Annotated in this window: 16 protein-coding genes; 12 read left to right on the forward strand and 4 right to left on the reverse strand. The window is 65.1% G+C overall.

The features are described 5' to 3' along the window. Position 1: 1 nt before the first annotated feature. The 6 genes from GGR13_RS16340 (at position 2) to GGR13_RS16365 (ending at position 8,357) form a co-directional block, all read left to right on the forward strand. Positions 2 to 1,003 (forward strand): AAA family ATPase, encoded by a 1,002-nt coding sequence (locus tag GGR13_RS16340; protein WP_183214654.1) that lies wholly within the window; start codon positions 2 to 4, stop codon positions 1,001 to 1,003. 7 nt (positions 1,004 to 1,010) lie between these two features. Then, a complete protein-coding gene (locus GGR13_RS16345; protein WP_183214655.1) occupies positions 1,011 to 1,898 on the forward strand; it encodes a DUF58 domain-containing protein in 888 nt (295 codons plus the stop codon). Then, entirely contained in the window at positions 1,895 to 3,049 is a 1,155-nt protein-coding gene (locus tag GGR13_RS16350; RefSeq protein WP_183214656.1) for a BatA domain-containing protein, read from the forward strand. Before GGR13_RS16345 ends, GGR13_RS16350 begins: the two co-directional genes overlap by 4 nt. After that, a complete protein-coding gene (locus GGR13_RS16355) occupies positions 3,046 to 5,208 on the forward strand; it encodes a DUF4175 family protein (RefSeq protein ID WP_183214657.1) in 2,163 nt (720 codons plus the stop codon). The genes GGR13_RS16350 and GGR13_RS16355 overlap by 4 nt, the downstream gene beginning before the upstream one ends. Beyond that, a complete protein-coding gene (locus tag GGR13_RS16360) occupies positions 5,205 to 7,001 on the forward strand; it encodes a hypothetical protein (protein ID WP_183214658.1) in 1,797 nt (598 codons plus the stop codon). Before GGR13_RS16355 ends, GGR13_RS16360 begins: the two co-directional genes overlap by 4 nt. Positions 7,002 to 7,085: 84 nt before the next feature. Then, positions 7,086 to 8,357 (forward strand): TadE/TadG family type IV pilus assembly protein, encoded by a 1,272-nt coding sequence (locus GGR13_RS16365; RefSeq protein WP_183214659.1) that lies wholly within the window; start codon positions 7,086 to 7,088, stop codon positions 8,355 to 8,357. A gap of 141 nt (positions 8,358 to 8,498) precedes the next feature. Here GGR13_RS16365 and GGR13_RS16370 read toward each other — a convergent pair whose 3' ends face one another. Continuing rightward, positions 8,499 to 8,954, reverse strand: a complete 456-nt coding sequence (locus GGR13_RS16370) for a peptidase S1 (protein WP_183214660.1) — start codon at positions 8,952 to 8,954, stop codon at positions 8,499 to 8,501. A 217-nt stretch (positions 8,955 to 9,171) separates the two neighbouring features. Here GGR13_RS16370 and GGR13_RS16375 point away from each other — a divergent pair, with 217 nt between their 5' ends. Continuing rightward, on the forward strand, positions 9,172 to 11,088 hold the full coding sequence (locus GGR13_RS16375) for an ATP-binding protein (protein ID WP_183214661.1): 1,917 nt from the start codon (positions 9,172 to 9,174) through the stop codon (positions 11,086 to 11,088). Further along, positions 11,085 to 11,750 (forward strand): response regulator, encoded by a 666-nt coding sequence (locus GGR13_RS16380; protein ID WP_183214662.1) that lies wholly within the window; start codon positions 11,085 to 11,087, stop codon positions 11,748 to 11,750. The genes GGR13_RS16375 and GGR13_RS16380 overlap by 4 nt, the downstream gene beginning before the upstream one ends. Before the next feature lie 99 nt (positions 11,751 to 11,849). On the opposite strand, the gene GGR13_RS16385 is transcribed toward GGR13_RS16380, so the two are convergent. Together GGR13_RS16385 and GGR13_RS16390 are read right to left on the reverse strand one after the other, a co-directional pair. Then, on the reverse strand, positions 11,850 to 13,481 hold the full coding sequence (locus tag GGR13_RS16385; protein WP_183214663.1) for a methyl-accepting chemotaxis protein: 1,632 nt from the start codon (positions 13,479 to 13,481) through the stop codon (positions 11,850 to 11,852). Beyond that, on the reverse strand, positions 13,481 to 13,804 hold the full coding sequence (locus tag GGR13_RS16390; RefSeq protein WP_183214664.1) for a hypothetical protein: 324 nt from the start codon (positions 13,802 to 13,804) through the stop codon (positions 13,481 to 13,483). The genes GGR13_RS16385 and GGR13_RS16390 overlap by 1 nt, the downstream gene beginning before the upstream one ends. Positions 13,805 to 14,302: 498 nt before the next feature. Here GGR13_RS16390 and GGR13_RS16395 point away from each other — a divergent pair, with 498 nt between their 5' ends. The 3 genes from GGR13_RS16395 (at position 14,303) to GGR13_RS16405 (ending at position 16,774) form a co-directional block, all read left to right on the forward strand. Next, a complete protein-coding gene (locus GGR13_RS16395) occupies positions 14,303 to 15,838 on the forward strand; it encodes an ATP-binding protein (protein WP_183214665.1) in 1,536 nt (511 codons plus the stop codon). Positions 15,839 to 15,995: 157 nt separating this feature from the next. After that, complete coding sequence (locus GGR13_RS16400) at positions 15,996 to 16,208, forward strand: DUF2805 domain-containing protein (protein WP_183214666.1); 213 nt, start codon at positions 15,996 to 15,998, stop codon at positions 16,206 to 16,208. Next, positions 16,205 to 16,774, forward strand: a complete 570-nt coding sequence (locus GGR13_RS16405) for a pyridoxamine 5'-phosphate oxidase family protein (protein WP_183214667.1) — start codon at positions 16,205 to 16,207, stop codon at positions 16,772 to 16,774. The genes GGR13_RS16400 and GGR13_RS16405 overlap by 4 nt, the downstream gene beginning before the upstream one ends. A gap of 22 nt (positions 16,775 to 16,796) precedes the next feature. On the opposite strand, the gene GGR13_RS16410 is transcribed toward GGR13_RS16405, so the two are convergent. Next, on the reverse strand, positions 16,797 to 17,189 hold the full coding sequence (locus GGR13_RS16410) for a dihydroneopterin aldolase (protein WP_183214668.1): 393 nt from the start codon (positions 17,187 to 17,189) through the stop codon (positions 16,797 to 16,799). A 212-nt stretch (positions 17,190 to 17,401) separates the two neighbouring features. Between GGR13_RS16410 and GGR13_RS16415 the strand changes: the two genes are divergently transcribed. Next, positions 17,402 to 19,465 carry a TonB-dependent receptor gene (locus tag GGR13_RS16415; protein WP_183214669.1) on the forward strand — a complete coding sequence of 688 codons (2,064 nt, stop codon included), beginning with the start codon at positions 17,402 to 17,404 and terminating at the stop codon, positions 19,463 to 19,465. The last annotated feature ends 16 nt before the right edge of the window (positions 19,466 to 19,481 follow it).

Here is a 19,481-nt window from a genome sequence, read left to right on the forward strand (position 1 = left end):
GATGACCTCAACGCCCACAGAAGCCGACATCGCCGCCCGACTGGATCAACTCGGCCAGCTGCGTGGCGCGATCGGCCAGGCCATCGTCGGCCAGGACGCCGTCGTCGAACAGTTGCTGGTCGGGCTGCTGGCGGGCGGACATTGCCTGATCGAGGGCGTCCCGGGTCTGGGCAAGACACTGCTGGTCCGGACCCTTGGCCAGGCGCTGTCCCTCGACTTCCGGCGGGTGCAGTTCACACCGGACCTGATGCCCAGCGACATTCTCGGGACCGAGGTTCTGGAAGAGGATCACGGCACCGGCCACCGTCATTTCCGGTTCCAGCCTGGTCCAGTCTTCACCAACCTGTTTCTGGCCGATGAGCTGAACCGCACGCCGCCCAAGACCCAGGCCGCCCTGCTGGAAGCCATGCAGGAGCACACGGTCAGCTATGCGGGTGTGACCCACAGCCTGGCTGAGCCCTTCTTCGTCCTCGCGACCCAGAATCCGCTGGAGCAGGCCGGGACCTACCCCCTGCCAGAGGCCCAGCTGGATCGCTTCCTGCTGAACATCCGCGTCGGCTATCCGACCGCCGCCGAAGAGCGCGAAATCCTGGTCCAGACCACCGGCGGGACGACCGCTGCCGTGCCGCAGGTCATGACGGGGCCAGACATCGTCGCGCTTCAGGCCTGGGTCCGGCAGGTTCACGTCGGCGCTGGCCTGCTGTCCTGGATCACCGCCCTCGTCCGGTCCAGCCGTCCCGGACCCGAGGCCCCGGCCGCCGTGCGAGACTATGTCCGCTGGGGTGCCGGGCCGCGCGCAGGACAGGCGCTGGTTCTGGCGGCCAAGGCACGCGCTCTCCTGCACGGTCGGCTGGCTGCGACGCGCGAGGACGTTGCGGCGCTTGCAGCCCCCGTCATGCGCCATCGCCTGCTCCTGTCCTTCGCCGCCGAGGCCGAGCGCAAGACGACCGACGACGTCGTGGCGGCCCTGCTCTCGGCCCTGCCCGCCCCCGGGCCCGACTGAGCAAGGCATGTCGCCGCTCGAGCTTTCTCCGGACCTGCGCAGCCGCCTGCGCCGCCTGTCGATCGTCCCGCGTCGGCCAGCGGCCCTCGCCAGCGCCGGCATGCACGACAGTCGCAACCGCGGGGGCGGGCTCGAGTTCGCCCAGTACCGGGCCTATGAGCGGGGCGACGATCTGCGCCAGATTGACTGGAAACTCTACGCGCGTTCAGACCGGTTCTTCGTCCGCGATGCGGAGCGCGAGAGTCCTGTCGCGATCTGGATCGTGCTGGATGCCAGCGCCTCCATGGCCCAGGCCGACCTTGCCACCCCGGATTGGTCTCGCTTCGATTCGGCGCGGCATATGACAGCCAGCCTGGTCGAGGTCGCGCTTCATCAGGGCGATCGCTTTGGTCTCATCGTCGAAGCGGCACAGGGACCCATAGTCCTTGCCCCCGGGTCCGGTGCTCGCCACCGCGACCGACTTCTGCTGACCCTCGCTCCCCTCAAGCCCGCTGGCGTGGCGCAGTGGGAGCGGGACATCGCGATCTTCGGCGAACGAATCGGGCCGAGCGACCTGATCTTCTTCATCACCGACGGGTTTGATGAGCCCTGTATCGCCGCAGCGGAGCGACTGGCCGCGACCGGTCGTGACGTCTCCATGATCCAGGTGCTGACCGCCGATGAACGCGATTTTCCGTTCGCAACGGGCTATCGTTTCCACGACCCGGAGAGCGGTGCGGCACTGGTGGGCGACGGCCCCGCACTGCGCCAGGACTTCCTGACGCGCTTTGCCAAAGCCCGGACGGAACTCGAAAGCCGGCTGACTGGACGAGGGATCCGGCTGGTCAGTCATTTCGTAGACGAGAGCCCGGACCAGCCGATCCGGGCCCTGTCCAGGGAAACGACGCGGCCATGAACGCGGCCCTGCTCCTTCCTGCTGCGCTGGCCGCGCTGGCCGCCCTGCTGATCCCTCTGGTCATCCACATTGCGCGCCGCACCGAGAGCCGCACGGTGGATTTCGCTGCCCTTCGCTGGCTTGAGGCCAGACCCAAGCCCCGCCAGCGGCCCCGCATCGACGAGCGGCTGCTTCTGGCCCTCCGGCTGCTGCTGCTGGCGGCGTTGGCACTCTGGCTTGCGCGTCCCGTCATCCTGGGTGCTGCGGACGATCGAAAGGTTGTCGCGGTTGCGCCCGGCGTTTCCTCCGGCATCAAGGAGTCGCTGGCCGGCGCAGGCGATCGCGTTGTCTGGCTGACTCCGGGTTTTCCCCGCTTTGACGGATCGCCCCCTGCCAGCACCAGCGGCACCGTAAGCCTGATCCGGCAACTGGATGCCGAGCTGCCCCCGGCGACGCCGCTGACGCTCGTCGTTCCCGAGATTCTCGAAGGTGCCGATGCCCAGCGGCCCATTCTGTCCCGCAAGGTCGAATGGGTGGTCACGGACTCGACCCTGGCAGCGCAGCGGCCATCGGCCCGCCCCGTGCCAGTGCTCGTCGTCCGTCACGCACCTGGAGTGACCGATCCCGTACGCTACTTCCGCGCTGCGGCAACGGCCTGGGCCGCCCCGGGAACCGGGCCTCGTTTCCAGGCTGCACCTGCTGCGGTACCTCTGGACAGGGGCACGGTTGCTCTGGTCTGGACGGCTCCGGGAGCCTTGCCCGAACCCGTGGTGAACTGGATCGAGGACGGTGGAACTGCGCTTCTGTCGATGGACACCCGGCTTCCGATCGAGGGCCATGCGACCGTGGCCTGGCGCGATGCGATCGGTCTACCGCTGGCCACCGCCGAGACCGCCGGCCGGGGTCGCGTGATCCGTCTGACCCGACCCCTGGAGCCGTCTGCCCTGCCTGAGTTGCTGGAGGCGGACTTCCCCGACACTCTTCTCGGCCTTCTAACCCCGTCCCCGGCCCCGTCCCGTGTGGCCGCTGCAGCTCATGCGCCGCTGGAAGGGGCCAGCCCGTACGACCAGCCGCCCTTCGATCTTCGACCCTGGCTGGCCCTCGTGATCGCCCTGCTGTTCGGTGCCGAGCGGTGGATGGCAACGCGATCCGCGCGGGCCGTTGCACCATGACCGCCGCACCGATCCTGCGTGCGCGACAGATGGCAGCCCGGCGACGCGCCGGTCTGGATGCCCTCGCAATCGGCCTGCCTGTCACTCTGCTGCTGGCCGTTCTCGGCTGGCGGCTGTTCGACCTGGCCGGTCTGGCGGGCGGTGTCCTTGTCGGCAGTGCCGGTCTCGCCGCCTTTGCCTTCTCCCGCATCCGGCCGCTCGACCGGGACTGGCTGATCCGGCAGCTGGACGCCCGGCTGCCTCAGTTCGAGGACAGCAGCGCGCTGCTGTTCCAGGATTCAGGGCAGGCCAGCGGCCTTGCGGCCCTCCAGCGCAACCGGCTCCTGTCACGCCTCCCCCAGGCTGCGTCGATCGACCTCGCGCCAGACTGGTCCAGAAGAGCCATCACCGTGATGTGGGCCGCCGGTGCCGCGCTGATCGTCGCGATACTTGTCGTCCCGGCTACCGATCGGGCTCCGGGTCCGCTTGCCAGCACGGACTCGAAGGCTGTCGCAGGTCCGCCCCGGATCACCGGCGCGCGTCTCAGAATCACGCCTCCCGCCTATACCGGTCTGCCCGTGCGGGAGCAGTTGACCCTCGACGCGCGCGTGCCTCAGGGTTCCCGAATCGAATGGACAGTGGCTCTGGACCCCGCACCTGTCTCGGCCGCCCTGACCTTTCCTGACAGTGTGCCCGTTGCGCTCCAACGGAAGGCCTCTAGCTGGGCCGCCGGTCGGACGATCGACGCGCCGATGCTCTACCGGATCGAAGCGCCCGGCCTTGCCCGTCAGCGGCTGAGCCGGATCGATGTCGTCGCCGACGCGCCGCCCGAGGTCCGACCCGAAGGAACGGTCGGCCAGCTTGTCATGGTCCGCCCCGGCCAGACCCGCTGGACCCCGGCTTTCGAGGCAACCGATGACTATGGGGTCCAGTCTGCCGCGCTTCTTCGCATCACCGTGACCCAGGGTGACGGGGAGAACATTACTGTCATCCAAAGAACCTCGACCCTGACCGGCAGCGGCCCGGCCCGCGCGCGGCTTTTCTCGACCTCACTCGATCTGGCGAGGGAGGGCATGGCTCCGGGCAGCGACCTGATCGTCCAGCTGGTTGTCAGCGACAATCGCGCACCGGAACGCCAGACCGTGGAGGGCCCCAGTATCATCCTGCGCTGGCCCTCCGATCTGGCGCTGGCGGACGGGCTCGATGGCCTGGCTCAGCCCGTCATGCCCGCCTATTTCCGCAGCCAGCGACAGATCATCATCGATACCGAAGCGCTGGTCGCCCAGCGACGCCGCCTCCCAGCCGATCAGTTCGTGGACCGCTCCAACGCCATCGGCGAGGATCAGGCCCAGCTACGCCTGCGCTATGGCCAGTTCATGGGCGAGGAGGCCGAAGGCGGTGGCGGTGGCGGCCTTGCGCTTCCGACCAACGACGAACCGGCGCGGCCCGCACTGCCGACAAATGACGCCGAGCCCGCCCCTCGCCGCCCGGCTCCCGTCGAGGACCATTCGGGTCACGGCCATGCCGAGGGGGAACACCCCGTCGAGCCCGGCTCACCGGAGGCCGTCCTCGCCCAGTACGGCCATGCCCACGACACGGGTGAGTCCGCCACCCTCTTTGACCCCGGCACACGGTCGACACTGGCCCAGGCCCTCGATGCCATGTGGAGTTCGGAACGTGCGCTGCGTCAGGGTCGGCCGGAGGATGCCCTGCCCTTCGCCAACCGTGCCCTTGAACTGCTGAAGGACGCCCAACAGGCGACACGGATTTTCCTGCCGCGCATCGGATCCAGGCTCCCGCCGATCGACCTGTCCCGACGGCTGAGCGGAGATCGGGAAGGCATTGTGGCCGACCGGTTGATCCGTCCGACACCGCCACCCGTGGATACCGTACCAGTCCGAGCATGGCGCGCGCTGGAAGAACGTCCGGGGTCCCGGCAAGGCGCTCCGCTGCCCCTCTCGGAGCTTGAGCGCTGGGTTGCCAGCAATCGTGGTCGTCTGTCGGATGCCCTCGCGCTGACGGCAGCGATCGATACCGTTCGCAATGAGCCCGGTTGTCTCCCATGCCGCCGACGCCTGCGCGCACTTCTGTGGACAGCACTCGAACAGCCGACAGCCAGGGTGCAGCGTCGCGACGCACTCAATGAACGCGGTCGCCGCTATCTGGACGCGCTGGAATGATTGGCGACGGTTTCGATCCCCGCCCGTGGACCCTGGTTCTCATTGGCCTTGGCGTCCTGCTGGGCATCGTTCGGCTGCTGCTCTGGCAGAGATCTGCACCGGTCGCAGAGCGGTCGCCTCCCGTGCGCCTCGCGCTGCTTGGCGGTCTTCAAATGGCATCAGGCCTGTTGCTGTTCCTGTGCCTCTTCCCGCCCAGCGACACGGTGCGAGCCGGAGCCCTGTTTGTCGCTACGGAGGCCACACAACAGCCCTCTGATCTGCAGCCCGGCGACATCCTCGTGGCCCTGCCCGAAGCGGGAGCGATTGAAGGCGCAGTGCGCGTTCCCGATCTGGCAACCGCGCTTCGTCAGTTCCCCGATGCCTCGGGAATCAGGATCCTTGGCCAAGGTCTGCCCCCACGAGATCAGGGCATCGCGCCAAAGGACCTTGTCTATGATCCGCCTGCCGCACCGCGCGGCCTGATCGAGGTCGCGCTGCCAGATCGGGTCGCAGCCGGGGCGAGTTTTTCCGTGGGAGGCCAGATCGGGTCGCTACCCCGCGGGTCGATAGAACTGGTTGACCCGGCAGGGACTGTTGCCAGTCGCAGACCGGTGGCCGCCGGTACCCGCTTCATCGTCACCGGAACGGCGAGGACCCCGGAGCTTGCGCTGTTCACCCTGCGTCTCCGTGATGCCAGCGGCGGCACCGTGGAACAGATGACCGTGCCGGTTCAGACCCGAAATGAAGCTCCGCCTCGCGTTCGCGTGCTGGCCGGTGCCCCCGGCCCGGAGACCAAATTCCTGCGGCGGTGGGCAGGTGAAGCCGGCATCGACCTTGGGCTGGATATCGATGTCGGTGCTGGCGTGCAGCTCGGGGATGGCCGGACTGCGATCACACGGGCCGCCCTTGCCGACATCGATCTGCTCGTGATTGACGATCGCCGCTGGGAAGGCCTTGGTGCGAGCGAGCGATCAATATTGACGGACGCCGTCTCCGAAGGTCTGGGCCTTCTGCTTCGCCCGACAGGAACCCTGTCGCCGACCAGTCGCAGGGAATGGGCGGCAATGGGCGCTCCGTTGACCGGCGCAGGCGACAGCGTTGCGACCCGACTTGACCCGCCTTCAGCCGTCGGAGAACAGGCTGGCCGGAGCGACACCCGTACGCGTGACCCCGTTGTGGAACTGACGCGACGCGAACTGGCCGATCCCGGATCCGATGCCGTTTCGCTGCTGCGGAGTGCCGATGGCGTGGCCCTGGCCAGCTGGCGCTCGCGGGGACGCGGCCGCATCGGGGTGTGGACGATTACCGACAGCTACGCCCTTGTCCTCACCGGCGATGACGCACGCTATGCAGACCTCTGGAGCGACCTCTTCTCCACGCTTGCCCGGGCCAGTGGCGACAATCCTGCCAAAATCGAAGGGCTCGTACTCACGGGCCGCAGGACACAGGTCTGTCGGATCGAAGGGACCGCAACAATCCTTGCCCCCGATGGTACGCAGGGCGCTCTGCTGACTGATCCACAATCCGGGGATCAGGCCTGCGGGGCCTATTGGCCCGCCCTCGACGGATGGCATGTCGTTCGAGATGGGCAGGGTCGGGAAACACCCTTCTACGCCCAGTCCAGAACATCGGCTCCATCGCTCGCGATCTGGGCCGACCGGCAGGCCACCTTGGCCCTCACCGGCGCAGTCGGCCCGGCGCGAGGGACCAGCAGGACCGGTTCACCGGGTTCGTCCTGGCCCTGGTTCGCCGGTTTGCTTGTCATCGCAGCCCTGCTCTGGTGGCTGGAGCGAAGGCGTCCTGCCAAGGCCTGACTTCGATCCTGCTACACGTTAAGCCAAGCTTGACGGTTCCCACATACCATTGTCGTGTCAAACGAGTGCCGTGGAGGCTTCCGAATGGACGGCGTCCTGGTTTGTTTCAGACGTCTTGCCGATGACAGTCGCGGCACCATTGCGATCAAATTCGCCCTCGCTGTGCCTGTGATTGCGCTGATCGTTGCCGGATCCGTCGATCTGTTGGCCGTACGATCGACCCAGGCCCAGCTCCAGACCATCGCTGACAACGCCGCCCTGGCCGGGGCGCGCTCGCTGACTCTCGCGGCGGACAAGGTCCTGGCCGAAGAACGGGCAGCGGACATGGTGCGGGCCGAGATGAGCCAGTGGCCGGGAGCCCCGACCTATACGGCGTCGTATTCGGTGATCGAGGACAAGTACGGTCGCCGCCTGCGCGTGACCCTGAATGGCCATCGTCCATCCTTCTTCGGAAGCATGCTCCCGCCCGGCGGCTGGCACTTCTCGGGTGACGCCACAGCCTCCCCGGTGGGCCAGACCCCGCTTTGCGCGATCGGGACCGGCGGCAACGATCTGGACTCCGTTCTGACCATCGGAGACTCCCGGCTGAGGGCACCGGACTGCATGGTGCATTCCAATGCCAACATTCTCGTCAGGAACACGGCCTGGATCACGGCATCGGCCGTCCAGACGGTCAAGGGCGCGACGGGAAGCGGAATATCGCCGGCGGCGAACCAGGGCGCGGTTCCGATCGAGGACCCCTTTTCTTCGATGGTGTTTCCATCGCTCACGCCTTGTCGCACCCAGAATCCAAACAACGGTCAGGCCTGGCCGATCGTTTATCCCGAAAACACGACCTATTATCTCGAGCCGGGACTACACTGCCGACCGATCACCATCAGGAACGCGACCACCCTGATCCTGCAGCCGGGCGTGCATCTGTTCTACAAGGACCTTTCCGTCCTCGGGTCGGCGAAGCTGATCGGCGACGATGTCTTTCTGTTCTTTGACCACGGCTCCGACCCAAAGTTCACAGGACCAAACATTCAGATAGACCTGGTCGGTCGCAAGAGCGGGACCTACGCAGGCATGGTCATGGCCACGATCGCCGGCAACCAGCCCGACATCAATATCCCCGGCAGCCGGGTCAAGAGATTGCTGGGCGTGGTCTACGCGCGCCGGGGGATGCTGAGCGTTACCGGCAGCGGAGAAGCGGCCGGCGAGAGCGACTGGACCGTCGTGGTCGCGAACCAGATCCAGCTGTCGGGGAACGCAAGCCTCAAGATCAATGCCGACTACGAAAAAAGCGACGTCCCTGTTCCCGCTGGCGTTGGTCCCAACGGGGGCATCATGACGGGCACTCGACTGACAAACTAGTGGACCACCGGACGCGTTCCCGCTGCGGTCGACGTCGAGCTCGAGCGGAGCGGCCGCAGGAACAGCAGGCATACCGAAGAAGGCCGGGCTCAGGGCGATTGCCCGATCCCGGCCCTCCTGAACACGCTTGAGCCTCGGGCGTCAGGGCGTCTCGGTGATCAGCAGCGTGGCCGAGGCTGTGCCACCGCCGAAAGTCCCGACCCAGACGTCGTAGGTCCCGCTTTGAGGCCGATTGAACCGCACCTCGGCATCGCCGTCGCCGTAGCTGTCATCGTCGCAGGACCAGTCGCCGCTCGGGCCGTTGATGATCAGGGTGGTGTCTTCCGACGACACGGTCCGGAACACGAGGGGCAGGCTGCCGGCAGAATAGGTCACCTCGAAATCGGGGGCGTCGCTGATGCGGCCCGTGCACGAGCCGGGCAGACGGGCCCCGTCGACGCTGCCGCCCGCGGTCACCGAGACCCGGTACGGATCGGGCGTGAACCCGGCACTCAGATTGATCTCGCCCGAGACCGCCCTCAGCCCGGCGTTTTGCGCAAAGGCCGGACCAGCCACGAACGCAACCAGAGCGGCTGACGCCAAAACACGGAATTTCATCACTTTTTTCCCAAAGAACGACACACCATGGTGTCCGTCAGAAGTCTGGCACCCGTTGCAACCTGGTTATCTGCGGGGCCGAGAACAGCGATGTAGAACGGCGATATGTTTAACGGCTACCACCATGATTATGGTGGTCGCCCATGCCCGGCGAATCCGTCACAGCAAAGCTTTCGGATAGAACGATGTGACTCTCAGCGATTCCCGGTCCGACCCCATGACAGTATCGAAGGCCAGTTCCGTCAGCATGGCGAAAACCGAAACCCGTCTGCTGCAAAGCTTCCTGCTGTTCGCCGTCGTCGTCCTGGTGGTGCAGACGATCTTCTGGTTCGGCGTCTACCAGCCGTTCCTGAGCACGCCGCCATCCGCCGAGCTCGACCGTGTCGCGTTCACCGACATCCGGCTCTCGGAGCTGCCAGCGCCAACGCCCGAGGCCGCGGCGGCGGCGGATCACCAGCCTGTCACCCTGCCGCATACCGTGTGCTGCGACCCTGTGTACCTGTCGCTGATGCTCGACTTCACCGTCGCCGAGGTGCCCCCGGAGGGACTCGGGCTGCTGGCCTATCATCAGGTCGACAACATGATCATCCAGGTCAACGGCTCGGTGATCGCCGCCGATGGCGTCATGAAGTTCGGCCGTCAGACGTTTGAGGGCCAGAAGGGACAGGTGGTGCGAATTCCCGCCGGCCTGCTTCGGCCCGGGGCCAACACCCTGTCGTTCATCACCGTTCGCGACGGATTTCCCTATACGGACCTCTATCCACCCATCCTGGCCCCGATTGAGCAGGTCGAGCCCTGGGCTGCACGCCGTCTCTGGCAGCAGGGCGAGTATCAACTGTTTGCCGGATGGACGACGTTCATTCTCGGTCTGCTGGCTACGTTGATAATCCTTCGCTCGCGCGAGCGCAGCTTTGCGGCCTGGCTGGCCATCCTTTGTTTCAGCTGGAGCGCACTGGCCGCCTACGCGCTCGTCCTGGACTATCCAGTGGGAGGCACCATCAGGATGATCGCTTTCTTCGCGATCAACAGTCTGGTCTCCACGGCCCTTCTCTGTTTTGTCGATGCGTGGTCACGCCGCCCACTGCCCTGGCTTCAGCCGTTGGCGGTGCTGGCGTTGACCACGCTGGTGCTCGTTTCAGCCTACTGGCTGATCTATCGACCCATGCCCGAGGGCTATGACGCCCCTGCGCTGATCTGGTCCGTCTTCACGACTGTGATGGGCGTGGGCGTGGTACTTCGCCTCGCCTGGCATTTCATCCGCGTGCGAGAAGATCGCCGGATCGAGGCTGCCCTGCTCAGTGTGGTGGCCGTCTGCATCGTGCTTGATGCGCTTGGTACCTATTTCGGCCTGAACGGCGGCCAGTATGTGATCCAGTCCGCGCCCGTGCTCCTGTTTGCTCTGGTCGCCGCCTTCATTCAGCGGAATTTCACCCTGTTCCAGTCCGCCCGGGACCTGAACGCCCATCTGGCCGAGCGACTGGCCGAACGGGAGATCGAACTGCAGGCGGCGCAGGCCCGCGAACACGACCGCGTCCGCCTGCAGGCACACAACGACGAACGGCGCAGGATCATGCGCGACATGCATGACGGACTGGGCAGCCAGCTGATGGGCATGCTGCTCGCGGCCCGGCGCGGCAAGGCCGAGCCCGCCGCCATCGCCGAAGGATTGCAGTCCGTCATCGACGAGATGCGATTGATGATCGACTCCATGGACTCGGTGGGCGAGTCGCTGGCGTCTGCCCTGACGACCTTCCAGGATCGCGTGCGACCCCGCATCGAGGCGGCCGGTTTCGTCCTGACGTGGAACAGCCTGCTGGACACGCCCCTGCCCGACTATCCGCCTCGCGTGGTGCTTCAGGTCTTCCGCATCCTGCAGGAGGCCGTCAATAATACGCTGAAACACTCCGGCGGGGACCGGATCGAGATCGGTGTCGGTCCCGGAGGTGAGGCAGGCACGGTTCGCGTGAATGTCAGCGACAACGGCAAGGGTTACAGCGAGGCCAGTACCCCGGGCCACGGTCTTCGAAACATGAGGACGCGCGCCACGCTGATCGGAGCCAGCCTGACCATTGATGCGTCCGACGCCGGGACCGATGTCATTCTGATCCTGCGCCCTGTTCCGAGGGAACCATGACCGAAATCGAGCCGCGCCGCCGTATCGCGATCCTCGAGGATGATCCCGATGTCCTCGCCCATTTCGTGGAAATCATCTCGGCCTCAACGTCCATGGAGATATGCGCCACGGCGAGTTCGATCGCAGAGGCGCGTGGGATGATTGCACTGGATCCGGACCTCGTCCTGACCGACATCGGCCTTCCGGACGGGAGCGGGCTCGACTTCATTCCGGAGTTGAAGGCCGGGTCGGCGTGCAAGACGCTGGTCGTGACGGCGTTTGGCGATCGTGACACCGTGGTCAATGCACTCGCGGCAGGGGCGGACGGGTATCTGCTCAAGGACAGTTCTCCTGAGGTCATCCTGGAAGGTATCCACGTGACCCTCATGGGCGGTGCGCCCATCAGCGCCTCGGCGGCGGTCTATCTCCTCGATCGCCTGCGCCAGCGTGAGCCGGAGCGAGTGGGGGACCCGGACCAGCGGGTGGAGCATCTCACCCCGCGGGAGATCGAACTTCTCAGGGTCTTCGCCCGCGGCCAGAGCTACAAGGAGGCCGCGCGCTCCCTCGGCATTTCGCCGCTCACGGTCGGCAATCACGTCAAGGCCATCTATCGCAAGCTTGAGGTCAACTCGCGCGGAGAGGCTGTCTATGCCGCGATCCGCCGGGGAGATCTGCAGGTGTGACCCGGCGCGCGGGCAAAGGCGCCGGGTAGGGCGGTCGACGTCAAGCCACCGTGATGCCCGCAGGGTTCACACTGGACCGAGCCGGTATCGAAAGCCGGATCAGGCTGCGGCCCGTGTCTCCAAACGCCCGGTGGACGAACGCACAGATCCCTGTCGAGCGACATCGCCCAACTGGAACCGGGCGATGAGTTTGACCAGCTGACCCGCTTCGGTCGTCAGGCTCTGACTCGCTGCGGTCGACTGTTCGACCATGGCTGCATTCTGTTGCGTCACCTGATCCATCATGTTCACCGCACTGTTGACCTCGCGCAGCCCTGTTGCCTGCTCCTGCGTCGAAGCTGCGATTTCAGACACGAGGCCATCGATCTCGGCAACGCGGCCCATGATGCGTTGAAGCGCCTCACCGGTCTGGCCGACCAGCGCGACACCGGCATTCACCTGGGTCGTCGAGCTCGAGATCAGGACCTTGATCTCCTTGGCGGCAATCGCCGATCGCTGGGCCAGGGCCCGGACTTCGGAGGCCACCACGGCAAAGCCGCGTCCGGCGTCTCCGGCCCGCGCAGCCTCGACCCCCGCATTCAGCGCCAGCAGATTGGTCTGGAAGGCGATCTCGTCGATGACCCCGATGGTCTGGGTGATCTGGTGAGCTGACGTATGGATGGCGTCCATGGCGGACACGGCTTCCCGCATGACCGCGCCACTGGTTTCCGCGTCGCTTCGGGCCGCCTGGACGGTGGCAGACGCCTCCCGGGCCCCGGATGCCGTCCGGTTTACCGTTGCGGTGATCTGGTCGAGCGCAGCAGCCGTCTCCTCGAGACCTGCGGCCTGCTGCTCGGTCCGGCGGGACAGATCGTCGGATGCATAGCTGATCTCGCCGGCACCAGAGACGATGGATCGGGCATTGGCATCGATCACAGTCAGGTCGGACTGAAGCGCACTGATCGCCGAGTTGAAATCGTCCTGAAGCTTGGCGTACTGGCCGGGGAACCGCCCGGGGATCCGATAGGTGACGTCGCCCCTGGCAAGGGCACTGAGGCCGGCAGCGGTCTGTTCAACGATCAGGCTCTGCTCGCGCGCAATCTCCAGATCACGCATTTGCTTCTCTGCTGCGATGCGGTCGGCTTCGGCACGCGAAACCGCCAGTGCCGCAGAGGCATCAACGACGCGGGCCGTGGCCTCGTCCGCCTTGGCCTGACTGAGCGCGTTCGCTGCGAACATGGCGGTCACGCTGGCCGCACTCCAGGCCAGGACGGCCGCCTCGACGATCAGGATGACGGCATGAAAGATGACCCGACCGAGATCCGCTGACCCGGGAAAGACCAGGTCCGGCAAGACGAAACTGAGCACGAGGTGATGCACGGCCACGGTTGCGGCACCCCCGATGATGGCGCGCCAGTCGCAGTAGATCACGACGACGGCCAGGGCTGCAAAATAGGCCATGTGCATGTCCGTCTGGAAGGGATGGCCTGCGAGCGCCGCAACCAGTGTGGACACCTGGGCCATCAGGAGGATGGCCGAAAGCATTCGCCCGATCGAGCGCGCCCGGAACATTGCCCAGGCAACCGTCTGAAGCCCCGCGATAAGCACGACCGGCAACAGAGTCCTGACAAGATCAGACCCGAGCATCAGGCTCTGGGCCAGGCCAGCCGCTGCAAGCACCCAGGACAGCGAAAAGATCACGGTGCTCCCGACGGCACGCTGGTGGGCAAGATCACGGGTCTGGAAAATCATCAGTTTCGCTCCGGGGAGGGGCCACAGTTAAGCAGACGAGGGTCGAGAATGAGCCAGGCTCCGGCCCGCTGGAGGCGAGCCTGCAGGTCGACTCCGCCATAGATCGTCACGATATTTCCGGTCCGCCCCACCGAGGCAGCCACACCGATCGGCGTGACCGCTTGACGGATCTCGGCAGCGCTCCACCAGGGTGGGAAGACGGCTGTCACGACGAAAGCCGAGCTCGGAGGCGCTGACACCAGAACAACGGCGACAGTGCTGGCCAGGATGGCCATGGCAGACACGCCGAGCTCGATCAGTCTTCTGGGGATGGTCAGATCCATACGCACTCCTGCTGAGGACCGATGCGCGCAGGATCTGAACAAATCGATAAGTTACAATCGCCTAGGTACTGTTACCTAACTCGGTTCGACCGGACGATGCATCGACAATCACAATGCGTTCGTGGCGTTGGAAACGCAGCAACCGCTACTGCGGCAAGGGCTCGAAGCCAAGCCGACTGAGGCTCACCGCCTGCCCTGCGACCGTCGCCCAATCCATACGAGACCAGGACCATTGGCGTTCGGTAAACCATTGTTATTAGTTCTGACGTTATGTTCTTTGGCATGTTCACGCCGTCCACGGATCCGTCGCGTTACTTCCGGTTGGCCGTTACGCGTCAGCGAGAACTCAGAACTCGTCTTGCAATCGCGAGCTTCATCGCGCTGACGGGATGGTTCCTCGCACCCTCAGCATGGCCGATCGCTTGGCTATTCGCTGTTTTTCTTACACAAATTGTTGATTCGACGCTCTTTTCTCCGCTCCGTCAGGACGAGGGCTTCATGCCTTCTGCGCGCCTGCGCGCCATCCTGATCGGCTCCGTTACAGTAAACGTTGCAGTATACGCCTCACTGGCAATCTACCTCTGGTTTTCCGGAAATGCTGCCGGCATGGTATTCGGAATGGTGATGCTTGCTGGAGGAATGCTCCATGTCAGCGTCCACATGCATGACGTTCGCGCCTTCGTCATCGCTTCGATCATCCCCTACACCCTGTACTTTCTGGGTCTGCCAATCGTGCAGTCGATCATGACGCGCGAGCCGCTCGACCTTCTGATTGCCGTTGGCGGGATCCTCTACATGACTCACCTGGGCGTCACGATCCGGCAGGGGTCGCAAAGCACCAAGGCCTTGAAGGAAGCGAATGAACTGGCGCGCGCGGCTGCAGAGCGCGCGAACATCGCCAGCTCCGCCAAATCCGATTTCCTGGCAACCATAAGCCACGAGATCCGCACGCCGATGAACGCCGTCATCTCGGCAGGTCAGTCGCTGAACCGCACCCAGTTGGACGCAACACAGCGTGACCAGGTCGAGATGCTGCTCGATTCAGGCGGCATCCTTGTGGCCCTGCTCAACGACATCCTGGACTTCTCGAAGATCGAGGCCGGCAAAATGGAGCTGAACCCGGCGTCGGTCGATGTGCCCGAGCGACTGAAGGCCATGCAGAGGATATGGTCGGAGCGTGCAGAACAGGCAGGCTCAGACCTCAGACTGACCATCGACGACTCGGTCCCGTCAGCGCTGCATCTCGATCCGCTCCGTTTCCAGCAGATCGTCTTCAACCTCGTATCGAACGCGGTGAAGTTCACGCAGGACGGCCACATCGACGTCAGGGCACACTGGTCGGCAGCCGAAAACATGCTTGAGATCGAGGTCGAGGATACCGGTTGCGGAATCCCGGCCGATCGCCTCGGCGCAATCTTCGAGGTCTTCGAACAGGCAGATGCCCGCACCACCCGCCGGTTCGGCGGCACAGGTCTGGGCCTCGCCATCAGCCGACGGCTGGCAGAACTCATGGGCGGAAGCCTCGTGGTTCGCAGCGAAGTCGGTCTTGGGTCACGCTTCGTCGCCCAGATGCCTTGCGAGCTCGCGGATGTTGTCGAGGCTGCGCATCCGACCGAGGTTCCCACGGGGTCCATCGCAGGGCTGTCCATCCTTGTGGCCGAAGATCACCCGGTGAATCGCAAGATCATCGCGCATGTCCTCGAACCCTTCGGGGCGGTCATCAGCTTTGCCGAAAACGGCGCGATCGCTGTCGACCACTGCAGGACGAACCGGTTCGACGTCATCCTGATGGATATGCAGATGCCCGTCATGGACGGGCTCGAAGCGTCCCGACAGATCATCGCCGAGAACCTGGCCCCGGCGACGCCCATCATCGCCCTGACCGCCAACGTGCTCGATGTGCACCGTGAGGCCTGGTCGCAGGTTGGGGCGGCCGGCTTTGTGGCCAAGCCCATCGAGCACGGGCTCCTGATCACGACCATCCTGCATTGCGTACAGGCCGCCAGGCTGGATGACCTGAGACCAGCGGCATAGGCGCGCGTGCAGATCGGCTGCCCACGGCACGGCCAGCGGTCACGGCTCCAGTGCGACACACCGTCCTCGCGGCAATCCGCTCATGCCCTTGAGGATATAGTATCGAGCCCGGAAAACCGCCTGGCCGCAACATGCGTTTGAACGGAACTTCGAGCTTATGCCCCCTCCTGTGATCGATGTTTCGACCGAGAGCGAAATCATCGAGATGGCGCTGAGCGACCATGTCAGTTTCGAGGATATCCGGGCGCTCCACGGGATGGGCCCCGATGAGGTCAAGGCGCTCATGCGCAGCCGCCTCAGGACGGGCAGCTATCGGGCGTGGCGCAAGCGCGTCCGACAGTTCAGCGATCGTCGGGACGTCTACAAATGACGGACGCCCTGCACCCCTGGGCGTCGGATCTGCCCGCGCTCTACAGTCAGGTCTGGCAAAGGCTTGTCCGAGGCGTTGGTGATCGCCATTCGCCGTCGCGGCACCCGACGCTTGCGACGGTTACACCGGAGGGCCGGCCGCGAGCCCGCACAGTGGTCCTGCGCCGAGCGGACCGCCTCTCGGGCACGCTCGACATCCACACGGATCTTCGTTCCGCCAAGGTGGCTGAGTTGCACGCAACCCCGTTCGCCAGCCTGCATGTCTGGGATGGATCCGCCCATCTGCAGATCCGGGCAGAAGCCGACGTCACGATCGCGTCCGGAGCGGATGTGGCCGAGATCTGGGCCCGTGTGCCGGAAACATCCCGGTCCAGCTATGGCGGAACGCCCGTTCCCGGAAGCCCGATTGACGACGGGCTGGCTTACACGAGGCTGGCGGAGCCCGCCCGTTTTGCCGTGCTGCAACTCCGCATCACCGCCATCGATGTCCTGCATCTGGGCCGTGAGCACAGGCGGGCACGCTTCGAGCGCGCAGGTGAATGGCAAGGCGTCTGGCTGTCACCCTGATCAGCGCGACCCGGACACGGCCTCACGCGCGCTGATCTCGCCTTACCCGCGCAAGACCCTCGCCATCCAGCACGAGACGCACACCCAGAGTGCCTGTTCCGGCCAGGACGGGCGTCTTGCGCAGGGAGACCTCCACGGCCTCGATCGCGAGATAACCCGCGCAGGCCTCGACGATGAGTGTGATCAGGCGCTCCTGAGTCTCGAAGCGCGTCGCCCTCGCAATCTGGTCGATCCTGGCGATCAGAGGATCATAGTCGAAGACAGCGCCCATTCCGTCTTCGGGGATGAAGACGAGCGAAGCATCGATGGTGAGGGTCAGGTCGAGAAGATGCCGCTCCGGGACGACATCCCCAGGACCATAGGTTCCGATCTCGACGTCCAGTACGAGGTCCCGCAGCTCAATCTGACTGTGCATGGTGGCCGCCTGATCCCGGACTGATGAAGGGCGATGCCGTATCGCCTGCCAGACCCTGGCACCAGTTTCGACACGTCTGGCCGGCGTGGCATCGGATCGCAGGGGTTTTTCCAGTCGCCCGCCAGCACCCTGCCCCGCGCGCGGCAATCTGGTATTTGCAATTAGGAATGTGTCGCAGTATCACGACCGCCCTTCAGCTCGGGTTCTCGTTCATGTCGCGTCTCCTTCTGGCTTCGGCCGCTCTGACACTGGTCATGCCAACGGGCACCCAAGCGCAGGAGAAGGCGGCTGATCTGGGCACGATCATCGTCACGGGGCAGACGCGCGGCTATGTCGCCGTCAACTCCGTCACGGCGACCAAGACCGACACGCCCCTGATCGACGTTCCCCAGAGCGTCAGTGTGATCACGCGCGAACAACTGGACGACCAGGCCGCCTACAGCCTCTCCGATGTCCTGCGCTATGTCCCGGGGGTGACCGTCGGACAGGGCGAAGGCAACCGCGACCAGATCACGCTGCGCGGCCAGAACACCACCGCTGACTTCTTCCTCGATGGGGTGCGCGACGACGTCCAGTATTACCGCGGGCTGTACAATCTCGAACGCGTCGAGGTGCTGAAAGGCCCCTATGCCCTGATCTTCGGTCGCGGGGGTGGTGGCGGGATCATAAACCGCGTCCAGAAGACACCCAACGGTGCCAGCGCCTTTGCCAACGCTCGGGTCTCGACCAACAGTTTCGGGGCGTACGACATTTCGGGCGACCTCAACACGCCACTCGGCGACCGGGCCGCCTTCCGCCTCAATGCCATGTACGAGGAATTGGCCAATCACCGGGACGCCTACGAGGGCAAGCGTTTTGCGGTGAATCCGTATCTGGCGGCTGACCTCGGTGGCAGCTGGCGTGCCGGCCTGTCCTACGAATATGTCGATGATGACCGGGTCACGGACCGCGGCGTGCCGTCGCTCAACAACCGTCCCCTCGAAGGGTATCGCGACCGGTTCTTCGGCGTGCCCGGCGTCAACCGGACAACGCTGGAAGCCCACATCGTGAAGGGGCGGATCGACGGGGACCTGGCACCGGGCCTTTCGATGTCAACGACGGTGCTCTACGGCGATTTCGACAAGCTCTACACCAACGTCTTCCCCGGTGGTCCGGCGACCAGCCAGACGGGCACGGTGCCGCTGTCGGCCTATACGGACCCGACAACCCGTGAGAATTTCCTCGTCCAGAGCAATCTCCTCTGGGAGACCCGCACGGGTCCTCTGGATCACCGCATGCTGTTCGGCCTCGAGTATGGCGACCAGACATCCGCGAACCAGCGCCGAAACGGGGTCCTTTCGAACTCCGCCCTGAGCCTGACCAACCCCGTCTTCCCGACCGTGACCTTCGGTGCCCCGGTCCGGGATACGGTTTCCACCGTCCAGACCGTGTCGGCCTATGTGCAGGACCAGATCAGCCTCGGGGAGCGGTTCGACATCGTCGCGGGCCTGAGGTTCGACCGCTTCGATATCGACGGCACCGACTTCCTGCCGGCGGTCGACCGGCCCTTTGCGCGCACCGACGAAAAGGTGTCGCCCCGGCTCGGGCTGATCTTCAAGCCTCAACCCGACCTGTCGCTTTATGCCAGCTACAGCCGGTCCTTCCTGCCGCGTGCCGGCGACCAGTTCCTCAGCCTGACGAGCGCCCAGGAAGACCTCGAGCCGGAGCGCTTCACCAACACGGAAGCCGGTCTGAAATGGCAGGCCCGGCCGAACCTGATCCTGACAGCAGCCCTGTTCCAGCTGGACCGGACCAATGCCACGACCCCCGATCCCAATAACCCTGCGCTCAGCATCAATGTGGGCGAGACCCGGACTACGGGACTTGAGCTCTCGGCGACCGGCAACATCACCGACCGCTGGCAGATCAGCGCCGGCTATGCGTGGCAGGACGCCGTGCTCGCGGGCAATGACTCTGTCCGCCTGGCTCAGGTCCCTGAGCAGCAGTTCAGCCTGTGGAACCGGTTCAACGTTACCGACCGCCTCGGCCTGGGTCTGGGAGCAACCCACCAGTCGGACCAGTTCGCGGCCATCCGGACCAGCAATGCGACTACGCGCCTGCCCGGCTTCGTGCGTGTCGATGCTGCCGCCTTCTATGACCTGTCAGACCGGGTTCAGGTCCAGCTCAATATCGAGAACCTGTTCGATGAAACCTATTTCCCGGATGCCCACAACAACGCCAACATCTCCACAGGCGCGCCCCTGAATGCCCGGCTGACGATCAGCACACGGTTCTGAAGCGTGGACCGGCCGG

Origin of the sequence: Brevundimonas variabilis (assembly GCF_014199945.1) — a bacterium.
Taxonomy (GTDB): domain Bacteria; phylum Pseudomonadota; class Alphaproteobacteria; order Caulobacterales; family Caulobacteraceae; genus Brevundimonas; species Brevundimonas variabilis.

What these genes read in the sequence shown, in the direction of transcription:
- GGR13_RS16365 (WP_183214659.1), top strand. Translation starts at nt 7,086, where the DNA reads ATGGACGGCGTCCTGGTTTGTTTCAGACGTCTTGCCGATGACAGTCGC.
- GGR13_RS16340 (WP_183214654.1), top strand. Translation starts at nt 2, where the DNA reads ATGACCTCAACGCCCACAGAAGCCGACATCGCCGCCCGACTGGATCAA.
- GGR13_RS16345 (WP_183214655.1), top strand. Translation starts at nt 1,011, where the DNA reads ATGTCGCCGCTCGAGCTTTCTCCGGACCTGCGCAGCCGCCTGCGCCGC.
- GGR13_RS16355 (WP_183214657.1), top strand. Translation starts at nt 3,046, where the DNA reads ATGACCGCCGCACCGATCCTGCGTGCGCGACAGATGGCAGCCCGGCGA.
- GGR13_RS16350 (WP_183214656.1), top strand. Translation starts at nt 1,895, where the DNA reads ATGAACGCGGCCCTGCTCCTTCCTGCTGCGCTGGCCGCGCTGGCCGCC.
- GGR13_RS16375 (WP_183214661.1), top strand. Translation starts at nt 9,172, where the DNA reads ATGACAGTATCGAAGGCCAGTTCCGTCAGCATGGCGAAAACCGAAACC.
- GGR13_RS16415 (WP_183214669.1), top strand. Translation starts at nt 17,402, where the DNA reads ATGTCGCGTCTCCTTCTGGCTTCGGCCGCTCTGACACTGGTCATGCCA.
- GGR13_RS16410 (WP_183214668.1), bottom strand. Translation starts at nt 17,189, where the DNA reads ATGCACAGTCAGATTGAGCTGCGGGACCTCGTACTGGACGTCGAGATC.
- GGR13_RS16400 (WP_183214666.1), top strand. Translation starts at nt 15,996, where the DNA reads ATGCCCCCTCCTGTGATCGATGTTTCGACCGAGAGCGAAATCATCGAG.
- GGR13_RS16385 (WP_183214663.1), bottom strand. Translation starts at nt 13,481, where the DNA reads ATGATTTTCCAGACCCGTGATCTTGCCCACCAGCGTGCCGTCGGGAGC.
- GGR13_RS16370 (WP_183214660.1), bottom strand. Translation starts at nt 8,954, where the DNA reads ATGAAATTCCGTGTTTTGGCGTCAGCCGCTCTGGTTGCGTTCGTGGCT.
- GGR13_RS16360 (WP_183214658.1), top strand. Translation starts at nt 5,205, where the DNA reads ATGATTGGCGACGGTTTCGATCCCCGCCCGTGGACCCTGGTTCTCATT.
- GGR13_RS16395 (WP_183214665.1), top strand. Translation starts at nt 14,303, where the DNA reads ATGCCTTCTGCGCGCCTGCGCGCCATCCTGATCGGCTCCGTTACAGTA.
- GGR13_RS16380 (WP_183214662.1), top strand. Translation starts at nt 11,085, where the DNA reads ATGACCGAAATCGAGCCGCGCCGCCGTATCGCGATCCTCGAGGATGAT.
- GGR13_RS16390 (WP_183214664.1), bottom strand. Translation starts at nt 13,804, where the DNA reads ATGGATCTGACCATCCCCAGAAGACTGATCGAGCTCGGCGTGTCTGCC.
- GGR13_RS16405 (WP_183214667.1), top strand. Translation starts at nt 16,205, where the DNA reads ATGACGGACGCCCTGCACCCCTGGGCGTCGGATCTGCCCGCGCTCTAC.